The organism is Gilliamella sp. B3892, assembly GCF_026536305.1.
GTDB lineage: Bacteria > Pseudomonadota > Gammaproteobacteria > Enterobacterales > Orbaceae > Gilliamella.
This window is the reverse complement of record NZ_JAFNOK010000001.1, coordinates 594,614-611,519: the sequence shown is the minus strand read 5'-3', so window position 1 is coordinate 611,519 and position 16,906 is coordinate 594,614. Positions and strand designations below refer to the sequence as shown.

Below are 16,906 nucleotides of genomic sequence, written 5' to 3'. Positions count from 1 at the left end.
TTAACGGCTTAAGCCGGGATACGGACAGTGCCAATAATCCGCTCAAACAGATTTTTGATAAGCAAAAAGAGCTGGATAAAATTGAGACGGTTGAGCTGATTAAAGATATTGCCCAGCAGGCTAAAAGTGTGGTGAAGAAATATGACCGCATTGAGGCACAAAAAGAGGTGGATAAAAACAAGGATGCGTTAACCCGGGCGGAAGCGGAAAAGCAATATAAACATTTAAGTGATGAGGAAAAAGCGAAATACGCCTCATTTGAACAATATTATAGCGCGAATCAGGATTCCATTTATTATGCGCTGGTTGATACTCAGCTAAAAGCCAATAAAGATAAAAATCTGGGCACAATGGGCGGTAATGTCAGTAAAGGGATTGATACCGCTATGGCGATAGTGACCGGGGTGATTACCGGTGATATTACCGGTAGTCTGGCGGGTGCCAGTGCGCCGTGGATTGCCGAGCAAATTAAACTGCATACCGGTCATGCTGATGAAAAAGGTAACTGGGTGACCGATGATATCGCCGGTAACTTAATTGCCCATGCGATACTCGGCGCCGTTGTTGCGGAGCTGCAAGGTGGTCCATCGATTGCCGGTGGGGTCGGTGCGGTTGCCGGTGAGCTGGCGGCGAAACTGATTCGTGAGCAACTCTACGGTAAAGACGTTAAAGACTTAACCGAAGCTGAAAAACAAAACATCAGCGCCCTCGCCCAGCTGGCAGCCGGCCTGGCGATTGCCGCCGGTGGCGGTGATACCGGCGCTGCCGGTGCGGCGATTGCTGCCGGGAAGAATGCGGTTGAGAATAATTTGTTAAGCCCTGCGGATGTTGCTGAAGCAGACAAGAAATATGCAGCCTGTAATGGTGATAGAAAATGCCAAATGCAGGTAGTAAAAGAAACAAATGAGCTTGATAAAGAAAAGATCAGAGCATTACAAGAATATAAAAATCAATTGTTAGAAGAGTATGCTGAGAGATATCGAGAAATTATAGCGGATTGTGAAGGCTATACAACTTGTCAGTTAGAAAGAAGAGATTGGTTGCAGGAAGAGATAGATAATCGATATCGTGATTTTTATAATATAGTTACTGATGGTGCATCACCAGATGATCTGAGTTTTGGATATTATCCTGATGACACAAAAATTCAATCCTTATGGGAAGGAATGAAAAATGCGCCTGGCAAGTTGGTTGATAACATTGTTGAAGGTGGCGATAAAGCTATTCGATACATTGATGACAACTCACTAGGAAAAATTGCAGATGACGCTTGGGAGTTTGGAAAGAAAATAGCAAGCATTCCAAGAGAATGGTTAAATAAAGAGATCCCAGCAGATTCTTTTGAAACAGCATTGACTAACTTAGCAAGTATGACTGGGCATGATGTTGGTGAAGCGTCATTCTATACTGTTGCGGGAACGGCAACGGCTGCTTTAGGCGGTAAGATTATACAATGGATTGACGGGAAATGGACCCCAGTTAAGATTGGTAGTTTGGAGACCGGAAAGGGACCTACTGCCAATAAACCATTAGACAAAGCAGACTTAGAGCTACAACACGGAAAAGGAAATGTTGAACAAGGTGGTGGAAATTATAAAGAGACTAAGGATAAAATACTTGATAATCAGGCTGCCAATCAGAAAGCAAACGAAAGTAGTAAATTTGGTGAACATGTAGCGAAAGAGCAACAAATTAATGCTGGTAAGGGGGCAATACAGAATCAACCTGAATGGATATCTAATATTAACTCACCTAATAGTCGCCATTACTTTGATAAAATAAAGCAAGGGACGACAAAGAAAGATAAAAATACAGTTATTGACTCATCTGTTGATGTCAATGCTGATATGGCGGCCATCAAAAATGGACAAGCAACAATTAAAGGAAATCAAATAACTGTTAATGGTAGAACTTATGAAAGAGAAGCTAATGGTACGTTAGCACCTATATCTGGAAATGGATTTACTACTTTAGATCGTGGTTCCTTTGATGCTCTAGGAATCTATAAAAAGTTTGGTAATACATCAAAAGCAGATGAAATTTTAAATAAAATGGGACTTTCTCATCAATCAAAACAAGCTGCTCTCGATGTTTGGAAAAGGAATCAAAAATGAGTGGATTTGATATCGCATTAGAAAAGGTAATTAGTAAAAGTGAATTACAGAAAGCTCTGGCAATAATATTCAATATACAAAGTGAAAATGTTGTAGTTGATGATGATTATGACTCGGATCCATTTACTGGAGATATAAAAATCTGGGCTATAATTAATCAATATGATGGGGGAGACTTTTTGCTAAACTGTTCTATTTATATTAGAGATAGTACGTTAGAACATAATTCAACCCTTCTTTCCAAGCAACTATGTAATATATTACATATGAAAGGATTGATATCTGACGATAGTCCTAATCCTCTTACATGGATAATGATTTCACCTGAAGGTTCTGAAACGCCTATAACTTTAGATTCAGCTGAATTAGACAATGATCGTTATGTGATTCATAAAGCGTAACTAACATGATCCCCAATTAACCAAATTGGGGTTCCTTCTTTTATCTTTTTTTAGATCTGCATAGCAAGTTCAATAATCAACTTGTTCTGCTCAATTTTAATGATGACCGATCGCCTAGCATACAACCAACGGGAACAGTATCTAATGGATATAAAGTCTCAAATGGTGTAACTAATGCAATAGCTAAAACTGATTTAGAGCACCTTATTGTTCAATCTCGTATTAATGTAAAGATTGGTGACATCGAACCTGGTTGGGTTCATGTACAAAATCGCCATTTCTCAGGTAAAACGAATGCTAGTCAATTTACAATCAGTGAAACAGATGTTAAGGCTATTCTAAATAGTTCCGATACGGCTAAAATTCCAATTAGCAGTACTAGATCTTCGTATAACAAGGTCACGGGTCAGACAGATACTCTTTATGAGAGGGTTATTACATTAGATAAAAATATAGGTATAGATAAATTTAGCGGTAAACCAACAAATACTATGACGGTACTTACTGATAAAAAAGGTAATTTAGTAACAGTAACTCCAGGAAGAATAAAATGACTAAGAATCAATTAATAGACGAATTCAATAAAATGGAACAAGAAATTGTAATTCCTTACTTAAAAAAAATTTTTGATACACTGGGTTCAGCATGTTGCTTATATCACATGATAGAACAAAGTGAAGACATATATACTTATCTTATTAATGGTAAGTCTGTTATTACTCTTGAAATTTCTCGAATTGATAATTCAATTATAAATGATGGAATTATCGCTGTTGAAGAATACGCAAAAATGAAAAAAGGTAAGCAATATCATCATTATTTAAAAGAGCTCTTAGAACTATCCAAGCGGAGCGATTTTCAGGTTTAGTTCTATTGTCATAAAAGATCCCTATCACCAATGTGTTCAGGGATCTATTTTTCTCCTTCTAGACCTGCATCGCAATTATCTATAATTAATTTGCTCTACTGAGATTTAATGGTCAGCTGTGATCGGTGGCTACCTTATACTTGGTTTATCTAATATAATTTCTGAATAATGCCGAGTATGTGTTTCTTCCCCCCTAACTATTAACCTAATTTATTTTATTTAATTCTTTATTCTTAAGCTTCTCGTAAAACTGAGATGATATCCTACCTCTATTCAGTCACTGCAAGATACCGATAATTATGATTATGAAAAAATCAGTGCTTCGGTCAGCGGCACCGCCGGTTATGGTGGGGTGAGTGCGAACGGCTCGTTATCGGCCACTGAAATGGAAAGTAAATGGGCAAGTGTGACTGACCAGTCGGGTATCTTTGCCGGTCAAGGCGGCTATGATATCACGGTCGGCAATAACACGGACTTAAAAGGCGCCGTGATTGCCTCGAAAGCGGAAGATACAAATAAAAACAAACTTGATACCGGCACTATCAGCTTCAGTGATATTAAAAATAAAGCTGACTTTAAAGTGACCCATGTTGCCATTAGTGGTGGCACGGCCGGTCCCGGTGCGCCAACGGCATTTAAAGACAGTGACAGTGACTCAAGCACCACCAAATCAGCGGTGGAAAAAGGCGAGTTAATCATCCGCAATCAGGACCAGCAAAAACAGGATATTAACGGCCTGAGCCGGGATACGGACAGTGCCAATAATCCGCTCAAACAGATTTTTGATAAGCAAAAAGAGCTGGATAAAATTGAGACGGTTGAGCTGATTAAAGATATTGCCCAACAGGCTAAAAGTGTGGTGAAGAAATATGACCGCATTGAGGCACAAAAAGAGGTGGATAAAAATAAGGATGCGTTAACCCGGGCGGAAGCGGAAAAGCGATATAAACATTTAAGTGATGAGGAAAAAGCGAAATACGCCTCATTTGAACAATATTATAGCGCGAATGAAGACTCCATTTATTACGCGCTGGTTGATGCTCAGCTAAAAGCCAATAAAGATAAAAATCTGGGCACAATGGGCGGTAATGTCAGTAAAGGGATTGATACTGCTATGGCGATAGTGACCGGGGTGATTACCGGTGATATTACCGGTAGTCTGGCGGGTGCTAGTGCGCCGTGGATTGCCGAGCAAATCAAACTGCATACCGGTCATGCTGATGAAAAAGGTAACTGGGTGACCGATGATATCGCCGGTAACTTAATTGCCCATGCGATACTCGGCGCCGTTGTTGCGGAGCTGCAAGGTGGTCCATCGATTGCCGGTGGGGTCGGTGCGGTTGCCGGTGAGCTGGCGGCGAAACTGATTCGTGAACAACTCTACGGTAAAGATGTTAAAGACTTAACCGAAGCTGAAAAACAAAACATCAGCGCCCTCGCCCAGCTGGCAGCCGGTCTGGCGATTGCCGCCGGTGGCGGTGATACCGGCGCTGCCGGTGCGGCAATTGCTGCCGGGAAGAATGCGGTTGAGAATAATGCTTTAAATCGTCAAGATTCATGGGACAAAAAAATACTGGAACGTAAACTTTCTTTCAAAGAAATGACGGATGAAGAGAGAGCATATTACTTAGATAAAGTAAAACAGTTTAAAGAGCTCGATGAAAAAGATGATAAGGCATTTTTGGATGCTTGCGCCGGTAGCGGTAATAATACCACTGCTGCTTGTGGGGCTCAATTAGCCAAACTCAGAGCCTTTAAAGAAGAATATGAAATGTATTTTGGGCGCTACCCTTACAGTGAATATTTACAAGATGATTATAAGAAAATTGTCCGCTATTTAGAAAGTTACACCCCTGATAAGTGGACTTATGCAATTAATAACTATGCTAAAGAAAATAATATTAGTTATGAGGAGGCGGCATCTAAACTTGAGCCGGCCATGTATGCAGAAAAATTTGCAGAAATTGTTTCTTTATATTATGGCGTTAAAGGCGTAGGCGTTGTTAAAGGTAAAATCAGTGCGGCAGATTTAGCCAAAGTAGATGCCGCAATTAATGAATATAATGCCTTAAAACAAAACATAAATAAAAACAATTGGAAATATGCTGAAGGTGAATACAGCCAAAAACCAACTGAAACAATTAATGTTGAATCACCTAACCAAATAAGTTATGGTGATAAAGGTGCTGGTAAGGGTACGAATGCAACTCAAATCATTATAGATAAAAATAAATTTGTGACTCCAGATTTACCTGGAGTGGCACAATCTCGGGTCAATGTTGCAAATGTTACTTATGATAATGGAAAAATTAGAGGTTTTGAGTATGCCATGGGGAAACATGGTGCTGATAGCTCTGTTCCAAATAAAAGTCGCTTTCTAATTGGAACTGATGAAGTTAAAACACTTTTACAACGCCCTGATATTGTTAATAAACCTGTTTATAATCCAATTCAAATAGGAGGAAAGGTCGAAACAAATAAATTTGTACGACAAGTAGATGTAGGTAAACCAATAGGCTTTGATCAAAGTGGAAATAAAACTTCGGTTATAACTATTATCACTGATAGGAAAGGGAATTTGATAAACACATTTCCGGGTAAATTGTAATTTAAAAGGATAACTATGACTCTGATTAATTTAAAAAAAATACATGAAAATAATGAAGATGATGATTTAGTATTATATCGAACGTTTCACGAAAATAATGGGCGTTACTTAGAAAGAGAAGGTGAATCAGGAAAATTCAAAATACTATGGAATATTGATGACGCTTCATCTTCTGTATTTAAAGAGCCCCAAGATATTAATATGTTAATGGATGATCTTAAAACCGTTTTGGATGAGGCGCATTCTGAAAATGACAATGAAATGTGTAATCACTTAAAAGAAATATTTGTTCTCTGTAAGCTCTGTTTATGGAATAGCGGTAAATTTTATTTAGAATTTACTCCTTGGGGAGTAATATTGGATAGTTATCCTCGCTGCCTTCCTGATAAATATAGATTTAACATATCAACTATCGACGAATGATTGCCTAAGCTACTACGAGCACTTAAACGGCGGGGCTTTTATTACTTTTTAAACTTACTTCAAGTTCAATAATCAACTTGCCCTGTTCAATCTTAATAATAACAGGGCAGCCTACATAAAACCTTATCTGCTCCAGCCACCTGCCTTTAATGGTGAGTTGGGGGTGGGTTTTGTTCCTTGTGGCACGTAACCCACGGTATAAAACCACTCATTGGGGCGTGGAAAGTAGTGGTAGCAAGTTGTCGCTTGTTACTGCCACGCGCCTTTCTTATCCGTCTTATCTAGCCTGTAATTTAATCTCCTTCTTGATTAAAAATTCTTCTAAAAATATTTTAGATCAAGGTTTTATCTTCTTCCGATAACTTCTTATTGCCAAACAGGATGTGAACTTAACCGGTGAGAATGTGGCTATCGAGGCACTTGATGCCAAAACCACCTATAACGAGCAGTACACTTATGAGAAATCCGGACTGACCATTGCGTTAACCGGTACGGCAGCAGATATGTATGAAGCGGCCAAAGCGGTTGAGCGGGCGAAAGAGAAAGGCAATGATAAGTTATTAGCCCTGCAATCGATTAAATCTGCGCTGACCGCACTTGAAGCGATTGAAGATTTGCAGCTGCAAAATCAGCAAGGTCAAAAACAGGCGTCAATCGGTGTCAGTGTGATGGTGGGCACGCAGCGCACTGAGCGGGAGGTCAATCAGGAGCAACATAATGTTATCAGTAGTACACGATTATCTATTAGTAATGAAATAACTCGGTTTTTAGCATTTAAAACCTATACACATTACAAAATCCAGCTGTGTTTCTTGGCACTTTTGTGCCGGCTGGATTGTAGAAAGGTACCAATCGAAAAATAATAAAAAGGAAATACGTTGTAAAATAGATAGTATGCTAAAAATCATCTGAATTGATAAAAGTTCTCTTTGTACAATCACCACCGACCGATTTGATATTCAAAAAAGTAAATATGGTTATTGAGATCAAAATTCCCTGCCAACTACAAGATTTAAAAGAAACTATTGAGTTAATTTAAATTAATAAACAAATATGATATTGATTGAAAATTAGACTGAATTCAACAATAATGATGAAAAACCAATAACATTAAATAAAAGGAATATGAAACATGAATAGTACAAATGACGAACTTGAGTATTACGTACTACAACGTAATCCAAGTCATTCCTATCCCTTAATTATGTGTGATCCTGATTCGGAACATACGGAAGAATATCTATATGATTACGAAAATGAAAAAATTCCCAAACCGAAAGTGATGGAATTTACATTTAGTGAACCCTATTTTGCCAGCCCAGTCATTGGTGATTATTTTTCCCAACCTGAATCAGTAATCTCAGATAAGTTAAAAAAAATATTGTCTTCACTCAATATATTTGGAATTCAACTAATTCCAGCTATGATTACAAGTAATAAAGGTGATATTTTTAAGGATTACTTTTATATACATATTTATAATATTATTAATGCAATGGATAAACTAAACTCTAAATTCGACGAAGGGGATGATTGCTATTTTATCGATAAATTTAAGCTTGATGAAAATATTTTAAAAAATATTCCGTTAGAAGAAAGATTAATTTTTAAATTAGGAGAAGATCACACAATAATGCTTTATCACCGATCTATAGTTGAAGCATTAATGACTGTTAAACCAACTGGTTTAAAATTTATTAAAGTAGAAGATTGGCATATTTAAGCCATTACTGAGCCAAATATTAGCCTATCATTTAGCGCAATTTAAACAGTTATATGACTAACAAATAGCGTTCATGAATATATCAACAGAGAGCATATAGAAGGAGATTAAATCCAATCTCCTATTTATTTTGTTATTCAAAACTTTGAAAAACATAATAGATAGGTAAAATAATTACAAAAATAAACACTTCAGAAAACATACTTCATGCTATTATTTTAACCAACAATCAGCAAATCTATTTTATCCCCCCCAAAAAATACAACCTGTTAAAGAGAAATAAAACATGGAAAATTATTATTTTATACAAAGAAAATCAGACCAAGCCTATCCATTGCTTCGTATAACCGATCGTGATAATCACTTAAACCCGACTTTAATAAATTTAGAATTTAATGGAACTATACCCTCTCAGCCCGTTATGTCTGATTTTTTGTCAGGTCCTGAGATTTTTATTACCGATAAAATTGCCAATGTCATTAAAAGCTTTAAGCCTAAAGGGATAAAAATTATTGACACTGAATTAACAACCCCACAAGGTAAACTCATTAAGGACTATTTTTGTCTACTTTCTGACAACATAATCGAGGCTTTAGATAAAGATAAATCCGATTATGAAAAGCCTAGAAGAACATATTTTATAAAAAAACTCATTTTGGACAGAAAAATTTTAAATGAAATTCCTTTGGAACAAAGATTAGTTTTTTTATTAAGAGAATCGCTTCACATCGTTTTTCATGAAACATTAGCCAAAGCCATCATAGCGGTAAACCCTACTGGTATGGAATTTATTAATATTGAAACCGACGGAAAACCGTTAGAAGTAAATTAATATTCTTAACCATGGTTCGATATAAAGTTAGTTTATATCGAAATACACAGCATCTTATTCAGCAAAAATTTAGAGAATTAGAGGTGAAAAACACCAATAAATTTTAATAAAGCAAGTTGTATATTTTCACTTGCTTTAGAAACAGAGATTTAATGAATCTAAAAAATAGCCGTAACTGAAACGGGTAAACCGTTAAATAATGTCAATCGGTACCTTGAACACCGCTTTACGTACTTTTTTAGGTTCATCAACCATACATAGCGCTTGATGTAGCTCGCCCGGATAAAAGGTCACAAACTCACCTTCGGTTAAATGAATAAAGTTATTTAAGCTGGCTTGATTAACAATAAACAAATCAGTTTTCTTTTCATAACAAGGTAAATGTGAGGCATCGAGCAGGCTGTAGGCAATAATCTCTTCACCTCTGAGGATTAATTGAATATCTAAAAACTGTTTATGAAATTCACAGTGCCGCTCCTGCCTAGGTGAAGTCCAAGCGTCACCAATGGTGTAAAACCATTGTTCTCCCTCCATTTGATAACGTCCGTCAGCCTGATTTTGAAGTGCATTCAAGCTTAGCTCAGCGCTCGATAATATTGAGTATAATGTATCTGGTAAAGTTGCTAACTTTAGATTGTTTAAGTGACCGGCAATCATCTTTCATCTCCTTATACTGCATTATTCTACAGTGTCAAAATGTTGCGCACCTATCATGCGATAAGTGCACAAGCGGTTAGTTGAAATTTTTAACCCAATTTTCATCAATCACAACATATTTAATAGCCATACGAAAATAGGTATAAGCAATATGTAATTTGCCGTCTAAACCCTGCTTAATAGTGGGATAAGAAAATTCACGATTTAAGCTATCTTTAGAATTATTTGTCATGCAGTAACCGTCGCCTTCATCCAGATGCCGGATATAAGGCCAAGTTTCACCATTATCCATTGAAATTGCTAATGACATAGGTGCTCGTGGTGCGCCCCAAAAAGCATTTTTTTGCCCGTCAATAATTTCGGCCTCTTTTTTATTGGCACAACTTTCATCTTCAATTTCATCATAAAGTGATATACGCCTTGCAATTGCATCTTTAGCACTCGATTGATTAAACACTAAGGCAATATGCCCGTTATTTAAAACGGTGGCTTGAATGGAGGAGTTATTATTAGGTAAATTGGTGGCTATTGGTGTAGACCAATGATATCCGCCATCGGTCGATCGGCTAGCATAAATATTATCTGCCCAACGACTGCGGAAAAGCGCATACAAACTGTTGTCTTTCAATAATAAAATATTCATATGCACACAGCCTAAACTATCGGGCACATCAACATTAAACCAAGTTTTCCCGTTATCTTTAGAGATCATCACACCACTTGTATCATAACTTCCTACCCATTTTTCACCGGGTTTTGCAATACAGTAAAACACCGGTAATAACCAATCCCCGTTTGGCATTACTGTAATAGGCTGACGAATAAAAATACCTTTATTGGGATCTTCCAGTAACGTTTTAATTGGTCCCCAAGTTTCACCAAAATCATGCGATTGACGATATCGTACAATTGCCGTATCTTGATTGCCGGCGATTTGCGCGGTATACAGTAGCCACAATACATTATCCGGAGCCAGAAAAAACAGTGGGTTTTGTTCTGATCTCGTTGCGTCATTGGAAAGCTTGACCGCTTTAGTCCAAGTTTGACTGCCCTTTTTTAGTCTTGAATAATAAGCGGAAATATCAGCTATCCCCTCTTGCGTACCGCCAAACCAAGTGCAAAGTAGATCACCATTTGGTAATGGTAGTAAATTAGCCGCATGGTTTTGTACACATTCGGTTGGTAGAAATGCCTCAATTCGGGCACTATCATTTTTATTAATACTCAATCTGCCGCAGCAGTCCGGTTTAATTTGGGTCATGAGGTAATCTCCCTATAAACAATCAACATTATTTTTTAGATTTAACAAAAGGGCTAATTAAACATTTGTCTAACAGCATGATTACAGCAGGCGAAAGAAGCGCAATATACATGTTATTCACGCCTAATGGATCACCTAAGTAAAACCAAACCGATGTAATAATAGCCGCCCCAATCAAGGCCATATTTGCTGCTCGGGTACTATTTAAAAAAGGTAAATAGAAAGCAATCATTGCCACAATAGTGATTGATAGCCGAATAGCACGAGTAAAAAATGAAAGCTTTAACACTTCCGGAAATGCCAGTACTAACAGCAAAGGAGCAAAACCAACGAAAACCGAAATCACTTTGGTTGCTTTAAACTCTTTTTCTTGTGAAGGTTTGAAGTATGGCACATAAAAATCTTTAACAATCAGTGAGGCAATCGCTAAAGCAACGGTACTGACGCTAATAAAAATTGAAGCGACTAAGGAAGTGGTAATCACACCGGCCATAAATGGATTCATATCCTGTATAAACACCGGTAAAGCATATAAGCTATTTATATCCGGATGAAGAAATTTGGCACAAACGCCAATTACCGCAATAGCTATAGCGATAGGCAGGCAGAAGAAGAAAGCATACCAGCAAGCACGTTTTGCCGATTTGGCATCTTTCGTTGACGAGATAGCTTGAATCACAAATTGAGTACAAAAGATCGAGCCAATAGTACCGATTAACCAAGCAAAAATAGTACTGGCACCGATTGAACCGTCCCAAGTCCAGTAGTGTGGCGGCATCTGTTCAATCATGGGTGATATACCACCAGTTAAATACAATGCCGTTGCTAAAATAAATAACACCCCAAAATATTTCACGGCACTATGGATGATAGTGACATAAGCCACCCCTTTGAGTCCCCCGAAAGCAAAATAGAATGTACTGACAACAGCGGTAATAAAAGCGGCAACCGGTAGCGAAATTTGCAGCACGGTTGAAATCGCTGCCGCACCGCTTATATAGTTACCCACATTTACCAATAGCAGAGCATAAATCATAATGATTGAAATAAGATTTTTAGTGGAATGCCCATATTTTTGTGCAATCGCAGCCGAAATAGTGATTTCCCCAGTGTTGTAAATCTTTTTAACTAATAACAGACCAAACAGCGGAAAACCAATTGCGGCGCCAATCACTGACCATGACGCGGCAATCCCATTATCAAAAGCTGATTGCGCAGTACCTATAGTCGACTTAGCGCCAATATATTCGGTCATTAATAAAATACCGACAACGATTGCAGGTACCGCACGCGATCCTTCCATAAAATCACTATTATTTTTACTTCTTAAAAAATAGGTCATTGCAGAAGTAGCTAAAATATAAATCACCACAATACTTATAATAATGATTGTGTCCATTGTTCCAAAGTAATGCATAAATCACCTTCTTTACTTTATCAGTGCATATTAAATAGTTATTACAATCGCTTCACAAGATCGTTAATTGTGGCAATATCAGAATCAGAAAATAGGATCGGATAACGGCTTTCACCCACCTGCTCGCCCATTAATGACAACGCTTTTTTGACAGCAGCCGGCGAAAATACCGTGGCATAAAGACGCTGCCGCAAATCACCGACCAACTCTTGCGCCGCTTTGGCGTGGTCAAGATCACCGGCTTTAAAGTGTTGCCAAATCGCCTGTATATGTTCCGGTACGACATTGGCAAGGCCTGAGATAGAGCCAACGGCTCCGCCAACAAAACCTTGATAAATTAAAGAGTCGGGCCCAGTTAACACATCAAACCCTTCAAATTGTTTGGCTATATCAATAAACCCTTGCAAACTTTCAATATTGCCCGCACTGTCTTTGATACCCCAAATATTCGGATGTTCTGCCAGTTTGGCTGCGGTTTGCGGTTCGATTTTATTGCCCGTTCGAGCAGGAATGTTGTACAAATAAATCGGTACGGTTAATGCATCGGCGACTTTGGTGTAGTGGTCAATTAGCTCTTGTTGTTTTAATGGAATAAAATATGGGGCAATGACCGACACGGCATCTACGCCTAATTTCGCGATCTGTTTACCCAGTTTTATTGTTTCCTGACTTGAGATCTCACCTATATGCGCCATGACTGGGAAGCGCCCGGCAACTTCATCAACACAAACTTCAGCAACTTTGATTTTTTCTTGCTGAGTTAAAACGAAAAATTCGCCATTGGTACCGTTACAAAAAATACTATTTTCATGGTGTAATTGGCGCTTAACTTGTTTACGCATCCGACTGGGGCAAAAATTGCCGTTATCATCAAACGTTGTCACAATAGCGGTTAAGATTCCTTCTATTTTTTTACTCATGTTAATTACTCCTGCTTAAAAGTTTCTATAAAAGCGATTGATAGATAGCTAATACGTCTTGCTCGGTAATGGGTTTGGGGACATTGTTCATTAACCGTTTTACATTAAGTGCGTTATCAACGAGATAAGGGAGGTCATGGCTTGAAATGTTTAATTGCTGTAATTTAGTCGGCAATCCAAGCCGAACAATTAATTGGCTGAAATAGTCAACTAAAGCATAGGATTTTTCTTCTGTAGTCAGTGCCAACTGCGCATCAGGTAATAAATCGTAAGCTGAGGCAAATTTATCGACAACCGCATCACGCACAAAAGCCATGCAAGGCACAAGTAATATGGCATTGGCCACGCCATGGGCAATATGATATTTGCCACCTAGTGGGTAGGACATTGCATGAACTAAATGGGTACCGGCATGAGCAATAGCTGCACCACCATAATAAGATGCCCAAAGCATGTTGAGCCTTGCGCCAAAATTATCTTTATCCACAACCGACTTTTCGATAGCGGCAAACAATTTCGACAAACCTAGCACCGCATAATTATCACTGACGGCATTGGACAAGTTAGAGGTTAAACACTCAATTAAATGGCACAATGCATCAACACCTGTTGAAGCGGCAACCATTTTGGGCATTGAGCTAGTTAGTTCGGGGGCTAAACAGACATAATCGGGTAGCATTACCGATGAAATAATACCTTGTTTGGTGGCTTTTTCAGGTATGGCTAAAATAGCGTTAGGCGTCGCTTCAGATCCGGTACCGGCAGTAGTTGGAATCAACAATGATGCACAACGCCTTAGCGGTTGCACCCCGTCTAATAGCTGCTTCAAGGTCAAATTGTTATTTGCTACAGTTAAAACTGACACCAATTTAGCCACATCAAGAACACTGCCACCACCCACACCTATTACCAAATCCGCAACAGGAAGCGATAATTTTGCTAAAACGTTGGCAACATCATGTTGGCTGGGCTCTGGCGAGATATCATCAATGCAGGTTACAACCGGTACGATTGTCTTAATTGTTGCAAGCAATGAGGATACTTGGGGTAAATTAATGACATTTTTATCGGTAATAAAGACAACATGATGATGTGCTTTAAATAACCAATGAAGATCGTTTAAAACCCCCTGTCCACTTAAAATTGTACTATTTATGTGCATAATTCGCTCCCAAAACACAAAATAAAATGAAATATTTAAATCACATTGATTTAATTTAATCATTTAATATTATTTTATGTGCTAATTTTGATCAAACTTAATATTTAAAATTGGGATCATGATCACAATACAATTAAAATGATTACATTCAATCAAAATGTTAGTGTTTTTTAATTGGAAATCGGTATAATTGCAGAAATAACAGATTTTATGATTGGAAATAATCAATGGTTAGATTAATTATTGCTGATGATTTCACCGGATCGAATGATGCCGGTGTGCAACTGGTCAATAAGGGAGTAACGGTAAATGTCATTTTTGATTGGCAAAATGCTGACTTAGCAAATTCTTTCACACTAAACCACGGCCAAGACGATAACAACGCGGTCATTGTGGTCAATTCTGAAACTCGTTCAACCTCAGTGACAGAAACCAAAGCAAGAATAAAAAAAGTGTTAGAGAACTTTTCCCACTTTAAACCAATTTATAAAAAAATAGACTCTACTTTACGTGGCAATATTGGTACTGAAATTGAAACATTATTAGACCATAGTGAATACCAAGCAGCACTAGTTATACCTGCTTTTCCGAAGATGAATCGTATCGTCAAAAATGGGCTATGTTATGTTAACGGCGTTGAGTTACAAAACACCGAATTTGCAACCGATCCAAAAACACCAGTGCTATCTTCAAACGTAAAAAATAACATTGGCCAGCAAACACGCCTTTTATCTGCACAAATTAATTTTGAAACGTTGAGAAATAATCAGCTAAAACAGACGATTGAAAATTTAATCTCTGCAGGTTATAAAATTCTGATAGTAGATAGTGAAACAGACAACGATTTACAGTTGATTCTAGGGCAGATAAAGCCACTGCTTGATAAGCTATTATTAGTTGGATCGGCTGGCTTGCTGGATTTTATGCCCAAAGCAAAAAAAGAAAACAAACAGCCAAAAACTAAAACCAGCAACGCCCCACTTTTAGTTATTGCCGGTTCAATGAGCGAAATGACTCAACAGCAGATAAGTTACGCAATGGAGAATGGTGGCAGTAATTGGAGACTTTTTACTATCAACATAATTGATTTACTCAACCACTCTATTTCTCACCAATTAACACCTTACCAGACCGAGATTCAAGCAAGCTTAGACTCAGGTCATCACTGTATTGTCAGAACTTGCGCCAGTTATCGTGATCGGTTTGCAATTGATCTGCATTGCCAGCACTACAATCTATCGCGGATTGAGCTTGGTGAAAAGATCGCTACGGCTTTAGGCCAGTTAGTGAACCAATTAAAGTTTGATAATCTATTTTTAACCGGTGGCGATGTAGCAATATCCGTAGCGAAATCTTTAGGTGCTAAAGGTTTCACCATAGAGGGAGAAGTCTGCCATGGCGTTCCCTATGGCAGATTGATTAGCCAACTCCCACTACCCTACCGAGTATTTACCAAAGCAGGCGGCCTTGGCGCTAAAAATATTTTATTGAAATCATTAGCATTTATTTAAAGGAGGAAAATTGTGTCAAAAATTATTGCTATCACCATGGGCGATCCAGCCGGAATTGGTCCGGAGATCATCATCAAGGCGTTACAATCCGACGTTTTAAAAAACACCCAATCAATTGTTATTGGATCGGTCGATTTGCTAAAAAAACAGTTAAAAATGGGACTATTCAATCATGTTATCATCAACCCCATTGAGCAAGTAACTGATGCCAAATTTAGTGCCAACGTGATTAATGTGATTGACATTGCGTTAGCTGACATTCAAGCTCTTAAACCGGGAATAATTCAGCCGCAAGCTGGTGATCTGGCATACCGATGTATTAAAAAAGCAACTGAGCTGGCCTTAAATGGTGAGGTATCGGCCATTGCCACCGCACCTTTAAACAAAGAAGCATTGCACGCAGCGGGTCATATGTATCCCGGACATACTGAATTATTAGCTCAATTAACCGATAGTAAAGATGTTGCCATGGTGTTATACACCGAAGCACTTAAAGTTATTCATGTTACAACACATGTATCATTGCAGAAATTTTTAACGACTTTGAGCAGCCAACGAATTGAAAAAGTGATAGGCATTGCCAACGATTTTTTGCAAAAAATTGGTATTGATCAGCCTAAAATAGCGGTTGCCGGTGTTAATCCACATGCAGGAGAACATGGCCTATTTGGTGATGAAGAGATCAAATTTGTGACGCCAGCTGTCGAGAAAATGCAACAAATTGGCATAAACGTTGTGGGGCCTTGTGCACCTGATACTGTTTTTTTACAAGCTCATCAAGGGAAGTTTGATATAGTTGTGGCAATGTATCATGATCAAGGACATATTCCACTCAAACTGCTCGGTTTTTATGACGGGGTGAATATTGCAGCCGGCTTACCCTTTATTCGAACATCCGCTGATCATGGCACAGCTTATGATATTGCTTGGCAAGGTGTTGCTAAAGCAGATAGTATGATAGAATCGATTCGCTTAGCAGAGCTATTATCTTAACGACTGATCGATTAAT

At 38.2% G+C, this 16,906-nt stretch carries 16 protein-coding genes; 10 read left to right on the top strand and 6 right to left on the bottom strand.

All coding sequences use genetic code 11. From position 1 onward, the window contains the following. The 5 genes from J3U74_RS02665 to J3U74_RS02645 form a co-directional block, all read left to right on the top strand. Positions 1-2,114 (top strand): VENN motif pre-toxin domain-containing protein (locus J3U74_RS02665; RefSeq protein ID WP_267364328.1); only part of this gene is annotated, 2,114 nt, incomplete at its 5' end. Further along, positions 2,111-2,515 carry a hypothetical protein gene (locus J3U74_RS02660; RefSeq protein WP_267328776.1) on the top strand — a complete coding sequence of 135 codons (405 nt, stop codon included), beginning with the start codon at positions 2,111-2,113 and terminating at the stop codon, positions 2,513-2,515. The genes J3U74_RS02665 and J3U74_RS02660, both read left to right, overlap by 4 nt. A gap of 550 nt (positions 2,516-3,065) precedes the next feature. Beyond that, positions 3,066-3,383 (top strand): hypothetical protein, encoded by a 318-nt coding sequence (locus tag J3U74_RS02655; RefSeq protein ID WP_267328777.1) that lies wholly within the window; start codon positions 3,066-3,068, stop codon positions 3,381-3,383. A gap of 352 nt (positions 3,384-3,735) precedes the next feature. Then, positions 3,736-5,991, top strand: a complete 2,256-nt coding sequence (locus J3U74_RS02650; RefSeq protein ID WP_267337933.1) for a VENN motif pre-toxin domain-containing protein — start codon at positions 3,736-3,738, stop codon at positions 5,989-5,991. Positions 5,992-6,006: 15 nt separating this feature from the next. Beyond that, positions 6,007-6,414, top strand: coding sequence for a hypothetical protein (locus J3U74_RS02645; RefSeq protein ID WP_267328907.1), 408 nt, complete (start codon positions 6,007-6,009; stop codon positions 6,412-6,414). A 22-nt stretch (positions 6,415-6,436) separates the two neighbouring features. Here the strand turns inward: J3U74_RS02645 and J3U74_RS12500 are convergent, their stop codons facing one another. Beyond that, on the bottom strand, positions 6,437-6,622 hold the full coding sequence (locus J3U74_RS12500; RefSeq protein WP_416379765.1) for a SymE family type I addiction module toxin: 186 nt from the start codon (positions 6,620-6,622) through the stop codon (positions 6,437-6,439). 196 nt (positions 6,623-6,818) lie between these two features. Between J3U74_RS12500 and J3U74_RS02640 the strand changes: the two genes are divergently transcribed. The 3 genes from J3U74_RS02640 to J3U74_RS02630 all read left to right on the top strand — a co-directional run bounded on the left by J3U74_RS02640 (position 6,819) and on the right by J3U74_RS02630 (position 8,969). Beyond that, a complete protein-coding gene (locus J3U74_RS02640) occupies positions 6,819-7,277 on the top strand; it encodes a hypothetical protein (protein ID WP_267337932.1) in 459 nt (152 codons plus the stop codon). A gap of 269 nt (positions 7,278-7,546) precedes the next feature. Then, positions 7,547-8,137 carry an imm11 family protein gene (locus tag J3U74_RS02635; RefSeq protein ID WP_267329134.1) on the top strand — a complete coding sequence of 197 codons (591 nt, stop codon included), beginning with the start codon at positions 7,547-7,549 and terminating at the stop codon, positions 8,135-8,137. 286 nt (positions 8,138-8,423) lie between these two features. Then, positions 8,424-8,969, top strand: coding sequence for an imm11 family protein (locus J3U74_RS02630; RefSeq protein ID WP_267329135.1), 546 nt, complete (start codon positions 8,424-8,426; stop codon positions 8,967-8,969). Between the two features lie 192 nt (positions 8,970-9,161). On the opposite strand, the gene J3U74_RS02625 is transcribed toward J3U74_RS02630, so the two are convergent. The 5 genes from J3U74_RS02625 to J3U74_RS02605 all read right to left on the bottom strand — a co-directional run bounded on the left by J3U74_RS02625 (position 9,162) and on the right by J3U74_RS02605 (position 14,386). Further along, positions 9,162-9,626 carry a YhcH/YjgK/YiaL family protein gene (locus J3U74_RS02625; RefSeq protein WP_267329136.1) on the bottom strand — a complete coding sequence of 155 codons (465 nt, stop codon included), beginning with the start codon at positions 9,624-9,626 and terminating at the stop codon, positions 9,162-9,164. Between the two features lie 76 nt (positions 9,627-9,702). Next, on the bottom strand, positions 9,703-10,887 hold the full coding sequence (locus J3U74_RS02620) for a sialidase family protein (protein ID WP_267329137.1): 1,185 nt from the start codon (positions 10,885-10,887) through the stop codon (positions 9,703-9,705). A 28-nt stretch (positions 10,888-10,915) separates the two neighbouring features. After that, the gene (locus tag J3U74_RS02615; RefSeq protein ID WP_267329138.1) at positions 10,916-12,304 is read right to left on the bottom strand and encodes a sodium:solute symporter family protein; all 1,389 of its coding nucleotides are present in this window, start codon (positions 12,302-12,304) and stop codon (positions 10,916-10,918) included. A 41-nt stretch (positions 12,305-12,345) separates the two neighbouring features. Beyond that, positions 12,346-13,224 (bottom strand): dihydrodipicolinate synthase family protein, encoded by an 879-nt coding sequence (locus J3U74_RS02610; protein WP_267329139.1) that lies wholly within the window; start codon positions 13,222-13,224, stop codon positions 12,346-12,348. A 25-nt stretch (positions 13,225-13,249) separates the two neighbouring features. Then, complete coding sequence (locus tag J3U74_RS02605; RefSeq protein ID WP_267329140.1) at positions 13,250-14,386, bottom strand: iron-containing alcohol dehydrogenase; 1,137 nt, start codon at positions 14,384-14,386, stop codon at positions 13,250-13,252. Between the two features lie 227 nt (positions 14,387-14,613). Here J3U74_RS02605 and J3U74_RS02600 point away from each other — a divergent pair, with 227 nt between their 5' ends. Both J3U74_RS02600 and pdxA read left to right on the top strand, forming a co-directional pair. Next, the gene (locus tag J3U74_RS02600; RefSeq protein WP_267329141.1) at positions 14,614-15,897 is read left to right on the top strand and encodes a four-carbon acid sugar kinase family protein; all 1,284 of its coding nucleotides are present in this window, start codon (positions 14,614-14,616) and stop codon (positions 15,895-15,897) included. A 12-nt stretch (positions 15,898-15,909) separates the two neighbouring features. Further along, entirely contained in the window at positions 15,910-16,890 is a 981-nt protein-coding gene (pdxA, locus tag J3U74_RS02595; protein ID WP_267329142.1) for a 4-hydroxythreonine-4-phosphate dehydrogenase PdxA, read from the top strand. The last annotated feature ends 16 nt before the right edge of the window (positions 16,891-16,906 follow it).

Excerpts from the sequence above, each read along its gene's own strand:
- J3U74_RS02645 (WP_267328907.1), top strand. The coding sequence starts at position 6,007 with ATGACTCTGATTAATTTAAAAAAAATACATGAAAATAATGAAGATGAT.
- J3U74_RS02620 (WP_267329137.1), bottom strand. The coding sequence starts at position 10,887 with ATGACCCAAATTAAACCGGACTGCTGCGGCAGATTGAGTATTAATAAA.
- J3U74_RS02600 (WP_267329141.1), top strand. The coding sequence starts at position 14,614 with ATGGTTAGATTAATTATTGCTGATGATTTCACCGGATCGAATGATGCC.
- J3U74_RS02610 (WP_267329139.1), bottom strand. The coding sequence starts at position 13,224 with ATGAGTAAAAAAATAGAAGGAATCTTAACCGCTATTGTGACAACGTTT.
- J3U74_RS02630 (WP_267329135.1), top strand. The coding sequence starts at position 8,424 with ATGGAAAATTATTATTTTATACAAAGAAAATCAGACCAAGCCTATCCA.
- J3U74_RS02605 (WP_267329140.1), bottom strand. The coding sequence starts at position 14,386 with ATGCACATAAATAGTACAATTTTAAGTGGACAGGGGGTTTTAAACGAT.
- J3U74_RS02660 (WP_267328776.1), top strand. The coding sequence starts at position 2,111 with ATGAGTGGATTTGATATCGCATTAGAAAAGGTAATTAGTAAAAGTGAA.
- J3U74_RS02635 (WP_267329134.1), top strand. The coding sequence starts at position 7,547 with ATGAATAGTACAAATGACGAACTTGAGTATTACGTACTACAACGTAAT.
- J3U74_RS02655 (WP_267328777.1), top strand. The coding sequence starts at position 3,066 with ATGACTAAGAATCAATTAATAGACGAATTCAATAAAATGGAACAAGAA.
- J3U74_RS02625 (WP_267329136.1), bottom strand. The coding sequence starts at position 9,626 with ATGATTGCCGGTCACTTAAACAATCTAAAGTTAGCAACTTTACCAGAT.
- J3U74_RS02615 (WP_267329138.1), bottom strand. The coding sequence starts at position 12,304 with ATGCATTACTTTGGAACAATGGACACAATCATTATTATAAGTATTGTG.